Genomic DNA, 14,748 nt, shown 5'->3' with positions numbered 1-14,748 from the left:
GCGTATTCCTCTCGAACTCAACGACGCAGGCCAGGCGCCTCATGACCGGTGCGCGCCACGTATTCCGTGTAGCCGCCGCTATATTGGTGAATGCCGTCGGGGGTCAGTTCCAGCACCCGATTGGACAAAGCGCCCAGGAAGTGCCGGTCGTGCGAAACGAAGAGCATCGTTCCTTCGTACTCGGACAACGCCTTGATGAGCATTTCCTTGGTGTCCAGGTCCAGGTGGTTTGTCGGCTCGTCCAGCACGAGGAGGTTCGGCGGATCGAAGAGCATCATTGCCATGACGAGCCGCGCCTTCTCGCCGCCAGAGAGCACCCGGCATTTCTTCTCGACGTCGTCGCCGGAAAAACCGAAGCAGCCCGAAAGCGCGCGCAACGAGCCCTGCCCCGCCTGCGGGAATTTATCTTCCAGTGACTGGAGAACGGTGCGTTCGCCGTCCAGGAGATCCATGGCGTGCTGGGCGAAATATCCCATCCTCACGCTGGCACCGAGAGCGACGTTGCCACTATCCGGCTCTGCAGAACCCGCGACCAGCTTCAGAAGCGTAGACTTTCCCGCGCCGTTGATACCCATGATGCACCAGCGTTCGCGCCGCCGCACCAAAAAATCCAGTCCCTCATAGATCGTTCGGCTCCCATATTTCTTGTGCACGTTCTTCAGGCTGATGACATCCTCGCCCGAGCGCGGTGCCGGCAAAAACTCGAACGAAACGACCTGGCGACGCTTCGGCGGTTCCACCCGGTCGATCTTCTCCAGCTTCTTCACGCGGCTTTGCACCTGCGAAGCATGCGAGGCGCGGGCCTTGAAGCGCTCGATAAACTTGATTTCCTTGGCGAGCATCGCCTGCTGGCGCTCGAACTGGGCTTGCTGCTGCTTCTCGTTCTGGGCCCGCTGATGCTCGTAAAAGGCATAGTCGCCGGAGTAGCTGTTCAAGTTGCCGCCATCAATCTCGATGATCTTGGTGACGATGCGATTCATGAACTCGCGGTCGTGCGAGGTCATCAGCAGCGCGCCGTCATAACCTTTCAGAAACTCCTCCAGCCAGATGAGGCTTTCCAGATCCAGATGGTTGCTCGGCTCGTCAAGCAACATGACGTCGGGACGCATCAGGAGAATTCGGGCAAGCGCCACACGCATCTTCCAGCCGCCCGATAGTGCACCAACGTCGCCGTCCATCATTTCCTGGCTGAAGCTGAGACCGCCTAAAACTTCGCGCGCGCGTCCTTCCAGGGCATAACCGTCGAGCTCCTCGTAGCGCGCCTGGACCTCGCCGTAGCGCTCGATGATCCTGTCCATGTCGTCGGCCTGTGCAGGATCCGACATGGCAGCCTCGAGCTCCCGCAATGCGGCAGCAACGATGCTCACGGGTCCGGCGCCGTCCATCACCTCGGACACGGCGCTGCGGCCCTCCATCTCGCCGACATCCTGATTGAAATAGCCGATGGTGACGCCCTTATCGACGGATACTTGCCCCTCGTCGGGTTGCTCGGCCTGTGTGATCATCCGGAAAAGGGTCGTTTTGCCGGCACCGTTCGGACCGACGAGGCCGACCTTGTCGCCTCTGTTGAGCGCTGCTGTCGCCTCGATGAAGAGGATGCGGTGGCTGTTCTGCTTGCTGATGTTTTCGATTCGAATCATATGCGATGAGGACCCAGGAAAGTTTTTTCGGAGGCCTTATGCCACGCGGCGGCAAGGCTGTCGCAAGTTTTTCCGCATTAAGATCTGTTTCGAAGGTCGCGGCTGATGCCCGATGACCCCCGGCGCAATCGACACGAAAAACCCGGCGCCATAACGCCGGGTTCTTCAAATACCTATTTTCATCGCACTATTCGCGGCGCATCAGGCGCATGACGAGCGATACGACGAACAGCACCAGGAATATGAAGAAAAGAACCTGTGCTATGGAAGCCGAAGCGCCTGCGATCCCGCCAAATCCGAGGACGCCGGCGATCAGGGCTACGACGAGAAATACCAAAGCGTAGTACAGCATGGTGAACTCCTCTTTCGATTTCTGATTTATCAACGGCTACCCTTGGCAATTGGTTCCAGATCGCCTGGTCCAAAGCATCAGCCGAACTGGAGGATGCCCTGACGCGTGCGGTCGCCTTCGTCGGGGGCGGGTGGCTCTGCTGCTTCGAGATAGAACTTCACCGGCGCTATGAGCACGAACCAGATGCAGGCACCAGCCATGAACGCCGATCCGATGGGATCATCAATGCGCGCCACGAATGGAAGCCCGGCCGAGGCGAAGAGAACGGTCATCCGCAAAGACCATTCCGCCTCACGCTTGCTGATCGCTCTGGCTCGGAGCGTTTTGTAACGCCGCGCGTCATAGCCGCTTCTTCCCGCCCTTGCGGAGGAAGCCAGCTTCCAGATGGATGGCAGGGCCAGCATGAGCAATGCCGCGAGGCTGAGGACAAGAGGCTGACCTGAGAAATTGTACCGGCTTGCGATTGCCAGCAGCGAAAGCGCCAACAGGTTCCACACCGGCTCCAAATGCTCCGGATGCTGCGCCGCGTAGACATGCCAAACCCGCAGTGTACGCGCCGCGCCTGAAAGCAGCGGCTCGTCGATATAACGATTGATCCAATCCATGCTGAAATGCCGGCCCCTGTCGTATCGAGATGATCGGCAACACCATGCAATCTGGACATCATGATGGCGGGACGGCATTCATGCCGTCAATTTTGACCTGAGGTTGTCGACGAGTTCCTGCATGCGGTCTGCCGGGGCATGGCCGATCAACATGAAGGCATGGCTCCGGCTGGACCAGTAGATGACGTTCATGCCCTTACGGCCTTCGATCTCCGGGGCCTTTTCACCCTTGTCCGAGCGGATGATGCAGAGCGCCATCGGGCCGGTCTCGGGATCGAGGTAGCCGATCTGGGCGAGAGGTCGTTCGTCGTATTCCAGGAGCAGCACGCGCTTGAAGTCGACCCCCGGCAACGCAACCATCCTGGGGGAAAGTGCAAGCCCAAGCTTTCGGTCGATCTGAGCAAGCTGAACGCTCTGCACATCGCCAGGCGGAACAGGTCCTGCAAGAGTATCCGGCGTGTAGAGCGAAATATATTCGGCAACGACAGCGCGCCAATCGGCGTCCCCCTCGTCCTTCGAAAGGCTGCGGCTGATGCCGAGATAGGCGCGGTCAGCAATGACTCCCGCGACCACCGAAGCTGCAAGCGCACCGACAAAGCCGCGGCGGCTCGCAAAGCTTTGTTGCCTACTTGCCCGCCGTGTGGGGATTGCGGCAAGCATCGATTCGAGCCTGGCCCGCGGCGCGGCGGCGAGAAGCGGCGTGAAGGCCTCATTGAACGGCAGGTTGCTTTTAGACAAGAATTCCAGCCTTGCGGCTACGCGTTCGTCGGCATTGCCGAGCGCTTCGATGCGCGCAGCATCCTGCCGCGGCAGCTCGCCGTCGATGAAGGCTGTCAGTTCTTCGTCAGAGGGTATGTTGATATGGTTGCTCATTGCCGTCCCTCGTCCGAAAAGGCGCCCGAAAGCGTCGCGCGTGCTGCCGCCAGCCGGCTCATCACGGTTCCGATCGGTATGGCCAGTATATCCGCCACCTCGCGATAGGAGAGCCCTTCCACGTAGGCGAGGAAGACGGCACTGCGCTGTGCTTCGGGAAGCGCGTCCACCTGCAGCAGCACCTGATTTGCCATGACATGCGTTTCGGCGTCGCGGGCTCCGTCGAAAACCAGTGCTTCCAGCGGATCAGCCAATCCCCTGCCCTGGCGAACCTTGCGGGACCGGACCTCGTTCAGCCAGATCGAATGCAGGATCGAAAACAGCCAGCGATCGAGCCGCGTCCCCTGTTCGAACTGCCCGCAGCGTTCCAGCGCCCGGACACAGGTCTGCTGAACGAGGTCATCGGCCACGTCGCGCTGCCGCGAGAGTACGAGACCATAACGCCAGAGCCTGGCAAGATTGTCTGTCAGGCCTTTCCTGATGTCCGCTTCGCTCGCGATGGCCGCCTCCGCCCCAGTTCGTCTCCCGGTAATCGCCAGCCGAAGCGGCGATCCCGTTTTCAGGCGACTATAGGCAGGAAATGTGGTGCGCGCGACCGGCATTCGATCATCCCTCCTTGCCGACACGCGCCCGCATCGATTTCATATCTTCGACGGATCGAGGATTACTGCGTTGAGGTCCTGATATTCCTCGCAACCCGTGCCGCAGATCGCCTTGATGATGTTCAACTGCTCCTTGGCGAGATCGATGCGGCCTTTGACGACGTAGGCTTCGCCAAGGTATTCACGAACCTTCGCATATTGGGGATCGAGCTTTACCGACTGAATGTAGTACGAGATGCCTTCGTCCGTGCGGCCGAGCTTGCGGGTGGCGTAGCCGCGATAATTCAGCACTTGCGCATTGTTCTGATCCTTGACGGTGTCGAGTATCGCCAGCGCTTCCTCATATCGGCCGGCCTTCGCCAGTGAATAGGCATAGTCGGTGCGGTTCTCATCCGTCACGTTGGCGCCCTGCTGCTTCACGCACTGTTTCGACCTCTTGTCATAGATCTGACCCTTCTTGCAGGTGGGCGTATTCGCGCCGCCGCCACCACCGCCGCCGACGGCCAAGACGGGGGTGGAAAGGGTGGAGGCGGCGATGCAGCCGCCGAGGACGAGAGAAGCGATACGGACAATCGTGGTCGTCATGGGATGTCTCCAGGAAAATGACGTTGCCGCCAAACAACACCCCTGCCCGGCATTTTATTCGAACGGCACAAGGCATTTTCCATCACCTTATCGTGACGCGACGAGTGCGAATAAATCGGCGTCAAAGGTGTTTTCCGCTTTACCGCCAGTGGCAAATGGAGAATGCCGTGAACCATACGGTCAAATTTCTGAGCCTCGCCATTGCCGTGCCGGAACACATCATTACGCAGGCAGAAGCAGCCGAGGCCTCGGCCCGGCTCTTTGCCGGTCGCCTGAAGGACTTTCGGCATCTGGCGGGGGTCTTCGACAATGCGGGCATTATCAAGCGGCACGCCGCGCGTCCGCTCTCATGGTTCGACGAGCCGCATGGCTGGCAGGACCGGATGGACGCTTATGCCGAGGTCGCAAGCAATCTCTTCATCGAAACGGCGGCCAAGGCACTGCGGCAGGCGGAGCTAAAGGCAAGCGACATCGATTGCGTTGTCACCGTCTCCTCCACCGGGTTTACCACACCAAGCCTCGATGCGCAGCTTGCCAGGAAGATGGGGTTCCGGGCGGATATAGAACGCGTACCCGTGTTCGGGCTTGGCTGTGCTGCCGGCGTCTCTGGCCTCGGCATCGCGTCGCGTCTGGCAAAAGAAAGGCCGGGCAAGATCGTGCTCTTCGTGGCGATCGAGCTTTGCACCCTCGCCTTCCGGCTAGATGAGCTGACGCGGCCCAACATCATCGCAACAGCGCTCTTCGGCGATGGCGCCGCAGCCTGTGTGTTGCGCAACGGCGGAGACGGCATCTGCGAAGTGGCATCGAGCGGCGAACATCTGTTTCCCGACACGCTCGACATCATGGGCTGGAAGATCGACGACACAGGCTTCGGCATCGTACTTGCACAGTCGCTTCCGCCGTTCGCGCAGACGCAGCTCGGTCCTGCTGTCGACATGATCCTTGCCCGCGATGGCCTGTCGCGCCGGGATATTGGCCGCTTTATATGTCATCCGGGCGGCACGAAGGTGCTCACCGCGATGGAAAGCGCGCTGACGCTCTCGCCAGGATCGCTGGATCACGAGCGCGCGGTGATTTCCAACTATGGCAACATGTCCTCGCCAACCGTCCTCTTCGTGCTGGAACGCGCAATCCACGCCGGCCTGCCCGAGCGCTCGGCGATGATCGCCATGGGACCAGGCTTCTCCGCAAGCTGCGTGACGCTGCGGAGGACGGCATGATGCTCGCCGCTACCGCGCTTTTGACCTTCATCACGTTCCAGCGCCTCGGCGAGCTCGTTGTGGCCAAGCGCAACACTGCCATGCTCCTTGCCAAAGGCGGGCGCGAGATCGGGGCTGAACATTACCCCTGCATGGTCGCACTGCACTCGGCCTGGATCGGCGGCCTGTGGCTGCTTGCCCCAGACAGGCCGGTGAAGCTTGTTTGGTTGGCCATCTTCCTGCTGCTGCAAATCTTTCGCCTCTGGGTGCTCGTGACACTCAAGGAGCGATGGACGACAAGGATCATCGTTCTGCCGGGGGCGCCGCTCGTCTGCAGCGGGCCCTATCGCTTCATGCGGCATCCCAATTACGCGGTCGTCGCCGGCGAGATTGCCGTTTTGCCGCTTGCGTTCGGCATGCCGCTCTATGCAGCCGCCTTCACGATCCTGAATGCGCTCATGCTCGCTATCCGCATCCGTGCCGAAAATGCCGCACTCAAAACGGCAATGATTTTGAAATAAAATACAATTTTTCAATTGCACCATCGCGATCCTAAGGGCATTTTCGACCCTTGGTATTCGTGGGCTGCAAGGAAAAATGACCAAGAACGCAATCGTGCTCGGTGCCGGCATCATCGGTGTCTCGGCGGCAATTCATCTGCAACGGCGTGGGCGTCAGGTGACCCTGATCGATCGCAAGGATCCCGGCAGCGAGACCTCGTACGGCAATGCGGGACTAATCCAGCGTGAAGGTGTCGTGCCTTACGGCTTTCCTCAACAGATCGGCCTGCTGCTGCGCTATGCGCTGAACAACCGCATCGACGCGCATTATCACCTGAAGGCACTGCCGGGTCAGCTCGCGTTTCTTGCGCGATACTGGTGGAACTCCAATGCGCGGCGCCACGAGATGATCACCCGTGCCTATGCGCCGCTGATCGAGAACTCGATCCTCGAGCACAAGGATTTGATCGAGGCGTCGCATGCCGAGCAATTGATTCGCAAGGACGGCTGGATGAAGATCTTCCGAACCGAACCGAAGCGCGATGCGGAGCTTGCCGAGGCCGAGAGCTGGCAGAAGGAATTCGGCGTCAGCTATGAGACACTGTCTTCCGCCGACATTGCCCGCATGGAGCCGAGCCTGATGCAGAGCTTCGCCGGTGGCATCCGCTGGCGCGATCCCTGGTCTGTCCTTGACCCGCAGGCGCTGACTGCCGCTTACCGCAGCTATTTCGAAAGCCTCGGCGGCCGCTTTGTCACCGGCGACGCCAATTCGCTCGGCCAGTCGGGTTCCGGCTGGAAAATCATGACATCCGAAGGTTCACTCGGGGCCGACGATGCGGTGATGGCTCTCGGCCCTTGGGCTGCGGTGGCGACGAAGCGTCTCGGCTACTCCTTCCCCCTCGGCGTCAAGCGCGGCTACCACATGCACTATGCGGCCGAAGGCAATGCGATTCTCAACAACTGGACGCTCGATGCTGAACAAGGCTATTTCCTCGCGCCGATGAAACGTGGAATCCGGTTGACCACCGGCGCGGAATTTGCAGCACTCGACGCGCCGAAGACGCCCGTTCAGCTCGACCGGGCAGAAAAGGTCGCGCGCACCGTCTTTCCGCTCGGCCCCCGGCTCGATCCAGAGCCGTGGATGGGCGCGCGCCCCTGCACGCCCGACATGATGCCGATCATTGGCAAGGCGCCACGGCACAACGGTCTGTGGTTCGCCTTCGGGCATGCCCATCACGGCCTGACGCTCGGCCCGGTAACAGGCCGGGCGCTGGCCGAACTCATCACCGGCGAAACACCGTTTATCGATATCTCCGCCTATTCGCCGCAGCGCTTCAATCCGTAACGGAACGACAACCGTGGCGGCTTTTCAGGCAACCCCGAGCGGCGCGAGCTTCTTTCGGGCTTCTTCGGCAATGCCTTCGACAGTGTCGTCGATATCGACCGTCACGACGCCTGGCTCGCCGGTCGGCACCTCGAGGGTCCCTAGCTGGCTTTCAAGCAGGGACGCAGGCATGAAGTGACCCGTGCGATGCCCCATCCGCTCGCTCAGCAGTTCCTTGGAACCTTGGAGATAGACGAAGAAGAGATTGCCCCCGGTCGCAGCGCGTAGCTGCTCGCGATAGATGCGCTTCAGCGCCGAACAGGAGACAATGATGCCTTCTCCCTCTGCAAGGGCCGCCTTCATGGCCTTTCCGATGAGATCGAGCCAGGGTATGCGATCCGCATCGGTCAACGGGATGCCCTTCGACATCTTCTCGACGTTGGATGCCGGATGAAACTGGTCGCCTTCGATGAAGCGGAGGTTCAATGCCTCCGCCAGCTTTTCGCCGATCGAGGATTTTCCGGAGCCGCTGACGCCCATGACAATGATGGCATGGGCCCTGTTCGTCCGCTCCCGCATTCAGTCCTCCGTCGTCGCCTGCGTCGGCTCAGTCGAGCGGAAAATGGCAGGCGTATTGTTGTTCGCCCTGTCCACTTAGTTCAGGCTCCACCCGGCGGCAATAGTCCTGCGCCTTCCAGCAGCGCGGGTTGAAGTGACAGCCGCTCGGCGGCTTCAACGGCGAGGGAAGCTCGCCTTGCAGACGGATGCGGCTCTTGGCGCGATCGGGATCGGCAATCGGCGTCGCGGACAGAAGTGCGGCCGTATAGGGATGACGCGGATGCGCAAAGACTTCGGCCGCCGGCCCCGTCTCGACCGGGCGGCCGAGATACATGACCATCACATCGTCGGCGATATGGCGAACGACCGACAGCCCGTGCGAGATGAAGAGATAGGCAAGCCCCATTTCCTTCTGCAGATCCATCAACAGGTTCAGCACCTGCGCCTGGATCGACAGGTCGAGGGCCGAGACCGGCTCGTCGAGCACCAGGACCTTCGGCCGCAGCATGAGAGCACGGGCAATGGCGATGCGTTGGCGCTGGCCGCCGGAGAACATATGCGGATAGCGATCGTAATGCTCCGGCCGCAGGCCGACACGCGCCATCATTTCCTCCGCCTTGCGGCGCCGGCGCGCAGCATCGAGATCGGTGTTGATCTTCAGCGGCTCTTCCAGGATCGCACCGACCTTCTGGCGTGGATTGAGCGACCCATAGGGATTTTGGAAAACGATCTGCACCTGGCTGCGCAAGCTGCGGTCGCCGACGCGAGCAGGCTTGCCGTCGATCAGCAGCGTGCCGGCCGTCGGATCCTCGATCATGGTAACGAGACGGGCAAGCGTCGACTTGCCGCAGCCGGATTCGCCGACGACGGCAAGCGTCTTGCCGGAATAGAGGCTGAAGCTTACGCCGTTCAGCGCCTTGACGGTCGCCTCCGGTTTGAACATGCCGCGATTGACGGTGTAAAAACGGGCAAGGTCCTTGCCCTCGAGAACGGCGCCGGTCATACGAAGTCTCCAGCCGATTGCTTCGGCATAACGCCGGGATGACCGAGCGGCTTGCCGTCTTTCAATGGGTAGTTACAGAGTGCAAGGCCGAGTTCCGGCCCCTGGCGGACGACGCCGCGATCGCATTCCACCGTGGCATAGCCGCAACGCGGCGCAAAGAGGCAACCGCGCGGGCGGTCATGCTGGCCGGGAACGACACCGGCGATCGACGGCAGATGCTGGCCGACTTGGGCCCGCTCCGGCAGAGCGGAAAGCAATGCGGCGGTGTAGGGATGATGCGGGTCGCGGAAGAGTGCCTTGACCGGCTGCTCCTCGACCTTTTGTCCGGCATACTGAACCTGAACGCGCTCGGCAGTTTCGGCGACGACGCCCATGTCGTGGGTGATCAATACCAGCGCCATACCCTGCTCCTTCTGCAGGCGCACCAAAAGATCGAGGATCTGCGCCTGGATCGTCACGTCGAGCGCGGTCGTCGGCTCATCGGCGATCAAAAGCTTCGGGTTGCAGGCGAGTGCCATGGCGATCATCACGCGCTGGCTCATGCCGCCGGACATCTGATGCGGGAAGTTCGACAGGCGATCTTCCGGCGCCGGAATGCCGACAAGGTTCAGGAGCTCGATCGAGCGCTCCCGGCGCTCCTTGCGGTTGAGGCCCATGTGCATCCGCAGGCTCTCGCCGAGCTGGAAGCCGACCGTGAAGCACGGGTTAAGGCTCGACATCGGCTCCTGGAAGATCATCGCCATGTCCTTGCCGATGATCTTGCGGCGCTGCCGGCCGGAAATGCCGATGAGTTCCTTGCCGTCGAAAGTCATGCGGTCAGCGGTGATCTTCGCCGTCCAGGGCAGAAGACCCATCATGGCGAGCATGGCAACCGATTTGCCCGATCCTGATTCGCCGACGATCGAGAGGATCTCGCCCTTGTCGCAGCTCAGCGATACGCCATCGACGGCGCGGAAGAGACCGGAAGACGTCTGGAATTCGACGGTCAGATTCTGAATATCGAGAAGTGGCATCATGACCTCTTCAGCTTGGGATCCAGCGCATCGCGCAACCCGTCGCCCATCAGGTTGATGGCGAGAACGGTGACGAGGATGGCAAGACCCGGGAACGTTACGACCCACCAGGCGCGCTGGATGAACTCTCGCGCTTCGGCGAGCATCGTGCCCCATTCGGGTGTCGGAGGCTGCGCGCCCATGCCGAGGAAGCCGAGGGCAGCCGCATCAAGGATCGCCGCCGAGAAGGCGAGCGTAGCCTGGACGATCAGCGGCCCGAGACAGTTCGGCAGGATGGTCTTGAACATCAGCCGCAAGGTGCCCGCACCGGCGACGCGCGAGGCGATCACATACTCCTTCTCACGCTCGGCCATGACCGAGGCACGCGTCAGGCGCACGAAATGCGGCTGGTTGACGATGGAGATCGCAATCATCGCATTGATGAGGCCGGGGCCAAGGACCGCAACCAGGACCAGGGCCAAAAGCAGCGACGGGAAGGCCAGGATGATATCCATCAGGCGCATGATGGCGATATCGATTCGGCCGCGGAAATAGCCGGCCACGAGGCCGATCAGAACGCCGGCGATTACCGACAGCGTCACGACCACAACGCCGATGAAGAGCGAGAAGCGCGCGCCATAGATGAGGCGCGAGAGAATGTCGCGTCCGACTGCGTCCGTCCCGAGCGGGAAGGACAAGCTGCCGCCGTCCATCCAGAATGGGGCAAGAAGCAGCATCTGCCGGTTCTGCTCGTTTGGCATATGCGGGGCAACGAGGGGCGCAAACAGCGCCACGACCAGAATCAAGATGAAAACGGCGAGGCCGATAACGGCGCCCTTGTTTCGCGAGAAATAATACCAGAATTCCGCAAGAGCCGATGGGTGGGCGGTTTTTGCAGCGGCCGTTGCGGTTTGCATATTTGTGGTACTCACGGGGGACCGCTCCTAATACCGAATACGTGGGTTGATGAAGCCGTAGGTGATGTCGACGATCAGATTGACCAGCATGATGATGCCGGCAATCAGCAGAAGACCCCCCTGGACAACCGCATAGTCCCGCTTGAACACCGAATCGACCATCCACTTGCCGATACCGGGCCAGGAGAAGATCGTCTCCGTCAGGATCGCGCCCGCCAGAAGGACGCCGATCTGCAGACCGATCGTTGTCACGACCGGTATCATGGCATTGCGCAGCGCGTGCACGCCAACGACGCGAAGCGGCTTCAGACCCTTGGAGCGGGCGGTGCGGACATAATCTTCGCCGAGCACTTCGAGCATCGCCGAGCGCGTCTGGCGTGCGATGACGGCAAGCGGAATGGTGGCAAGCACGATCGTCGGAAGGATCAGGTAGCTGACTGCGGAGCGGAAGGCGCCCGCCTGCCCCGACAGCAGGCTGTCGATCAGCATGAAGCCGGTGACCGGCTTGAAGAAATACATCAGCGAGATGCGGCCCGAAACGGGCGTCCAACCGAGATAGCCGGAGAAAAAGATGATGAGCAGCAGGCCCCACCAGAAGATCGGCATCGAATAGCCGACCAGGGCGACCCCCATCACGCTTTGATCGAACCACGTGCCTCGCTTGACGGCGGCAAAGACGCCGGCGGGCACGCCGAGACAGACCGCCAGGAGAATGGCACAAAGCGAGAGCTCGAGCGTTGCCGGGAAGAGCGCACCAAAGTCACTGAGAACGGGGCGCTTCGTGACGATCGATGTTCCGAAGTCGCCTTGCAGCACCTTGCCGAGGTAGTCGAAGTACTGAATGTACATGGGCCGGTCGAAGCCGAGATCATGCATGATCTGGGCGTGACGCTCAGGCGCCATCACGCGTTCGCCCGACAATAGCATGACGGGATCACCGGGAAGCATGCGGATGAACGAAAAGGCAATGAGCGTGACGCCGAGGAATGTTGGGATCAGGACCGCGAGGCGCCCGATGAGAAATCGCAACATGGCAGATGTTCCAATAGTTTCCGGCGGTCAGGAGAACCTGACCGCCGGCCAGCCCGGCTTTCACCGGGCATTCTTGCATAGTTCTTATTATTCGGAAATGTCGACGCCGTCGAAGCGGTGATAGCCGAGCGGATCCTGGACGAAGCCGGAGACCTTCTTGCTCACCGGAATGAAGACGAGCGAATGGTTGATCGTTGCCCAGGGAGCTTCCTTCTTGAAGATCAGCTGGGCCTGCTGGTAAGCCTTGGTGCGCTCGGCAACATCTGCCGTCGTCTTGGCCTTGGTCATCAGGTCGTCGAATTCCTTGTTGCACCACTGCGCGCGGTTGTTGCCGCCGACAGCGTCGCAGCCGAGGAGCGTGTCCATGAAGTTGTCAGGATCGCCGTTGTCGCCCGTCCAGCCAAGGATGACGGCACCGTCACGGTCCTTGGCGGACGAGAGCTTCAGGTATTCGGCCCATTCATGGGTCACGATCTCGGCTTCGACGCCGATCTTTGCGAGGTCAGCCTGCATCAGTTCAGCTGCACGGCGAGCATTCAGCATGTACGGACGCGAGACGGGCATCGCCCAGAGCTTCATCTTGAAGTCCTTGACGCCGGCATCGGCAAGCATCTTCTTTGCGGCCTCCGGATCATACTTGTCGTCTTCGACGGCATCGTTGTACGACCACATCGTCGGCGGGATCGGGTTCTTTGCAACCGTTGCAGCACCCTGGAACACGGCATCGATAATCGCCTGCTTGTTGATCGCCATGTTGAGAGCCTTGCGGACTTCAACCTTGTCGAACGGCGGGATCAGAGTGTTGTAGGCAACATAGGAAACGTTGAGGCCGGCCTGTTCCATAACGGTCAGGTTCTCGTCCTTCTTCAATTCGGCTACGTCGGCAGCATTCGGGTACGGCATGATGTGGCATTCGCCGGCCTTCAGCTTTTGCGCGCGCACGGCAGCGTCCGATGTGATCGCGAAAACGAGATCGTCGATCTTTTCCTTGCCCTTGAAGTAGCTCTCGTTGGCCTTGTAGCGGATGACGGCATCCGGCTGGTAGGCGACGAAGGTGAACGGACCGGTGCCGAGCGGCATCTGGTTCATCTGGTTCATCTTGCCGTCAGCGGCGAGCTTGTCGGCATATTCCTTCGACAGGATCGAGGCGAAATCCATGGCGAGATCGGCCATGAAGGGCGCTTCAGGATGGGCCAGGGTGAATTTGACCGTCAGGTCGTCGACCTTCTCCATCGACTTGATAAGCTCCGGGAAGCCCATGCCGGCGGCATATTCATAAGAACCGCCTTCGACATACTTGTTCCACGGGTTGTCTGCCTTGAGCTGGCGCTCGAAGGAGAAGATGACGTCGTCGGCGTTGAGATCACGCGTCGGCGTGAAGAACTCGGTCGTCTGGAACTTGACGCCCGAGCGCAGCTTGAAGGTGTAAACCGTGCCATCGTCGGAAACGGTCCAGCTTTCGGCGAGACCCGGCTCGATCTCGGTGCTGCCGTGCTTGAATTCGACGAGACGGTTGTAGACCGTGCGCGAGGTCGCGTCAAAGGTCGTGCCTGCGGTGTAAAGGCCCGGATCGAAGCCTTCGGGCGAACCTTCAGAGCAATAGACAAGGGTTTTTGACCAGGCCGACGTCGCCATGACCGAAGCCAGGGCCGTCGCTGCCAGCAGGACGGAGAGCTTTTTCATAATTTTGTTTCCCAGGTTTGTTCTTTTTTGATCGTTGGAGATCGAGCACAAATATTCCCGATCAGCGGGCCGATGGAACGATATTTATTTGCTGAAAGCAACGGTATCCGCAGAAAATTTTTCCAGTTGGACAACTTTAGAAATTTTCGGTCAAAAATCGGCCTCATTTGGAAATAATCGGACGTAAGAAGCTGAGTTTTTGTCGCTTTTGGTATAATTTCGCGCTTTTTGGATAGCCGAAAAAGCCTCTGGACATTCAATCTGGAGAAGCGAAAACGCAAAAACCGCAGCTGCATGCTGCAGCTGCGGCCAACGAGCATGTTCGACTACTGCGTGCCGGGGTCAGGCAGCCGGAACGCTGATGGCGGGCTTGCGGTAATCCTCGCCGGTCAGGCCGAGGAGGAAGTTGATCTGCGGGCGTGCCCTCACGAGATCGTCGATCGAATATTCCGTCAGCACGTCGAAGAAGGCGTTAAGCGCCTTGCGCAGCGCCGAGTTCAGTCCGCAGCTGTCGACCAGCGGGCATTCCACGGCGCCGTCTTCAAAGCACTCGGCCATCGCAAAGCTGTCTTCAGTCACTTTGACCACGTCGAAAAGGCTGATATCCTTCGCCGGCTTGCCAAGCCGGACGCCGCCATTGCGGCCGCGGACGGTTTCGACCAGGCCCGCCTTGTTCAGCGGCTGGAGAATCTTGAACAGAAAGAGTTCAGAAACCCCGTATGCCCTGGCAATTTCGGGGATCCGACTGAGATGTCCTTCATTGGCCGCGCAATACATCAACATGCGAACCGCATAGTTGGTCTGCTTCGTCAATCGCATGCCGTTCTCCTGAATCGCGTGGGCTGGATGCCCGCATGGAAGCTATATAGTGGCTTTCGTAGTT

Annotated in this window: 16 protein-coding genes; 3 read left to right on the top strand and 13 right to left on the bottom strand. The window is 60.2% G+C overall.

Going from position 1 to position 14,748, the window contains the following annotated elements; genetic code table 11:
• Positions 1-17: 17 nt before the first annotated feature.
• From AM571_RS03965 to AM571_RS03940, 6 genes are all read right to left on the bottom strand, one after another.
• Positions 18-1,640, bottom strand: a complete 1,623-nt coding sequence (locus tag AM571_RS03965; RefSeq protein WP_074060284.1) for an ABC-F family ATP-binding cassette domain-containing protein — start codon at positions 1,638-1,640, stop codon at positions 18-20.
• A 187-nt stretch (positions 1,641-1,827) separates the two neighbouring features.
• Positions 1,828-1,992 (bottom strand): DUF1328 domain-containing protein, encoded by a 165-nt coding sequence (locus AM571_RS03960; RefSeq protein ID WP_022717247.1) that lies wholly within the window; start codon positions 1,990-1,992, stop codon positions 1,828-1,830.
• A gap of 77 nt (positions 1,993-2,069) precedes the next feature.
• Positions 2,070-2,597 carry a hypothetical protein gene (locus AM571_RS03955; protein WP_074060283.1) on the bottom strand — a complete coding sequence of 176 codons (528 nt, stop codon included), beginning with the start codon at positions 2,595-2,597 and terminating at the stop codon, positions 2,070-2,072.
• 78 nt (positions 2,598-2,675) lie between these two features.
• The gene (locus AM571_RS03950) at positions 2,676-3,470 is read right to left on the bottom strand and encodes an anti-sigma factor family protein (RefSeq protein ID WP_074060282.1); all 795 of its coding nucleotides are present in this window, start codon (positions 3,468-3,470) and stop codon (positions 2,676-2,678) included.
• A complete protein-coding gene (locus AM571_RS03945) occupies positions 3,467-4,072 on the bottom strand; it encodes an RNA polymerase sigma factor (protein ID WP_074060281.1) in 606 nt (201 codons plus the stop codon). Before AM571_RS03945 ends, AM571_RS03950 begins: the two co-directional genes overlap by 4 nt.
• Positions 4,073-4,111: 39 nt before the next feature.
• Positions 4,112-4,657: a tetratricopeptide repeat protein gene (locus AM571_RS03940; RefSeq protein ID WP_074060280.1), complete on the bottom strand. Its 546-nt coding sequence runs from the start codon at positions 4,655-4,657 to the stop codon at positions 4,112-4,114.
• Between the two features lie 167 nt (positions 4,658-4,824).
• On the opposite strand from AM571_RS03940, the gene AM571_RS03935 reads away from it, so the two are divergent.
• The 3 genes from AM571_RS03935 to AM571_RS03925 all read left to right on the top strand — a co-directional run bounded on the left by AM571_RS03935 (position 4,825) and on the right by AM571_RS03925 (position 7,701).
• On the top strand, positions 4,825-5,877 hold the full coding sequence (locus tag AM571_RS03935) for a type III polyketide synthase (protein WP_074063058.1): 1,053 nt from the start codon (positions 4,825-4,827) through the stop codon (positions 5,875-5,877).
• Complete coding sequence (locus AM571_RS03930) at positions 5,874-6,377, top strand: isoprenylcysteine carboxyl methyltransferase family protein (RefSeq protein WP_074060279.1); 504 nt, start codon at positions 5,874-5,876, stop codon at positions 6,375-6,377. The genes AM571_RS03935 and AM571_RS03930 overlap by 4 nt, the downstream gene beginning before the upstream one ends.
• Before the next feature lie 76 nt (positions 6,378-6,453).
• On the top strand, positions 6,454-7,701 hold the full coding sequence (locus AM571_RS03925; RefSeq protein ID WP_074060278.1) for an NAD(P)/FAD-dependent oxidoreductase: 1,248 nt from the start codon (positions 6,454-6,456) through the stop codon (positions 7,699-7,701).
• Positions 7,702-7,725: 24 nt separating this feature from the next.
• Here the strand turns inward: AM571_RS03925 and AM571_RS03920 are convergent, their stop codons facing one another.
• From AM571_RS03920 to rirA, 7 genes are all read right to left on the bottom strand, one after another.
• Positions 7,726-8,259, bottom strand: coding sequence for a gluconokinase (locus AM571_RS03920; RefSeq protein WP_074060277.1), 534 nt, complete (start codon positions 8,257-8,259; stop codon positions 7,726-7,728).
• A gap of 28 nt (positions 8,260-8,287) precedes the next feature.
• The gene (locus tag AM571_RS03915) at positions 8,288-9,241 is read right to left on the bottom strand and encodes a peptide ABC transporter ATP-binding protein (protein ID WP_074060276.1); all 954 of its coding nucleotides are present in this window, start codon (positions 9,239-9,241) and stop codon (positions 8,288-8,290) included.
• On the bottom strand, positions 9,238-10,254 hold the full coding sequence (locus AM571_RS03910) for an ABC transporter ATP-binding protein (protein WP_074063057.1): 1,017 nt from the start codon (positions 10,252-10,254) through the stop codon (positions 9,238-9,240). Before AM571_RS03910 ends, AM571_RS03915 begins: the two co-directional genes overlap by 4 nt.
• Positions 10,254-11,150: an ABC transporter permease subunit gene (locus tag AM571_RS03905; RefSeq protein ID WP_074060275.1), complete on the bottom strand. Its 897-nt coding sequence runs from the start codon at positions 11,148-11,150 to the stop codon at positions 10,254-10,256. Before AM571_RS03905 ends, AM571_RS03910 begins: the two co-directional genes overlap by 1 nt.
• 27 nt (positions 11,151-11,177) lie before the next feature.
• Positions 11,178-12,182 (bottom strand): ABC transporter permease subunit, encoded by a 1,005-nt coding sequence (locus tag AM571_RS03900; RefSeq protein ID WP_074060274.1) that lies wholly within the window; start codon positions 12,180-12,182, stop codon positions 11,178-11,180.
• An 87-nt stretch (positions 12,183-12,269) separates the two neighbouring features.
• Positions 12,270-13,865 (bottom strand): ABC transporter substrate-binding protein, encoded by a 1,596-nt coding sequence (locus tag AM571_RS03895; protein ID WP_074060273.1) that lies wholly within the window; start codon positions 13,863-13,865, stop codon positions 12,270-12,272.
• 342 nt (positions 13,866-14,207) lie between these two features.
• Complete coding sequence (gene rirA, locus AM571_RS03890; RefSeq protein WP_074060272.1) at positions 14,208-14,684, bottom strand: iron-responsive transcriptional regulator RirA; 477 nt, start codon at positions 14,682-14,684, stop codon at positions 14,208-14,210.
• Between the last annotated feature and the right edge of the window lie 64 nt (positions 14,685-14,748).

Source organism: Rhizobium etli 8C-3 (assembly GCF_001908375.1).
Lineage (GTDB): Bacteria > Pseudomonadota > Alphaproteobacteria > Rhizobiales > Rhizobiaceae > Rhizobium > Rhizobium etli_B.
This window is presented reverse-complemented; position numbering and strand designations above follow the sequence as displayed.

Coding starts and splice junctions, on each gene's coding strand:
- AM571_RS03965 (WP_074060284.1), bottom strand. CDS start 1,640: ATGATTCGAATCGAAAACATCAGCAAGCAGAACAGCCACCGCATCCTC.
- AM571_RS03960 (WP_022717247.1), bottom strand. CDS start 1,992: ATGCTGTACTACGCTTTGGTATTTCTCGTCGTAGCCCTGATCGCCGGC.
- AM571_RS03955 (WP_074060283.1), bottom strand. CDS start 2,597: ATGGATTGGATCAATCGTTATATCGACGAGCCGCTGCTTTCAGGCGCG.
- AM571_RS03950 (WP_074060282.1), bottom strand. CDS start 3,470: ATGAGCAACCATATCAACATACCCTCTGACGAAGAACTGACAGCCTTC.
- AM571_RS03945 (WP_074060281.1), bottom strand. CDS start 4,072: ATGCCGGTCGCGCGCACCACATTTCCTGCCTATAGTCGCCTGAAAACG.
- AM571_RS03940 (WP_074060280.1), bottom strand. CDS start 4,657: ATGACGACCACGATTGTCCGTATCGCTTCTCTCGTCCTCGGCGGCTGC.
- AM571_RS03930 (WP_074060279.1), top strand. CDS start 5,874: ATGATGCTCGCCGCTACCGCGCTTTTGACCTTCATCACGTTCCAGCGC.
- AM571_RS03925 (WP_074060278.1), top strand. CDS start 6,454: ATGACCAAGAACGCAATCGTGCTCGGTGCCGGCATCATCGGTGTCTCG.
- AM571_RS03920 (WP_074060277.1), bottom strand. CDS start 8,259: ATGCGGGAGCGGACGAACAGGGCCCATGCCATCATTGTCATGGGCGTC.
- AM571_RS03915 (WP_074060276.1), bottom strand. CDS start 9,241: ATGACCGGCGCCGTTCTCGAGGGCAAGGACCTTGCCCGTTTTTACACC.
- AM571_RS03910 (WP_074063057.1), bottom strand. CDS start 10,254: ATGCCACTTCTCGATATTCAGAATCTGACCGTCGAATTCCAGACGTCT.
- AM571_RS03905 (WP_074060275.1), bottom strand. CDS start 11,150: ATGCAAACCGCAACGGCCGCTGCAAAAACCGCCCACCCATCGGCTCTT.
- AM571_RS03900 (WP_074060274.1), bottom strand. CDS start 12,182: ATGTTGCGATTTCTCATCGGGCGCCTCGCGGTCCTGATCCCAACATTC.
- AM571_RS03895 (WP_074060273.1), bottom strand. CDS start 13,865: ATGAAAAAGCTCTCCGTCCTGCTGGCAGCGACGGCCCTGGCTTCGGTC.
- rirA (WP_074060272.1), bottom strand. CDS start 14,684: ATGCGATTGACGAAGCAGACCAACTATGCGGTTCGCATGTTGATGTAT.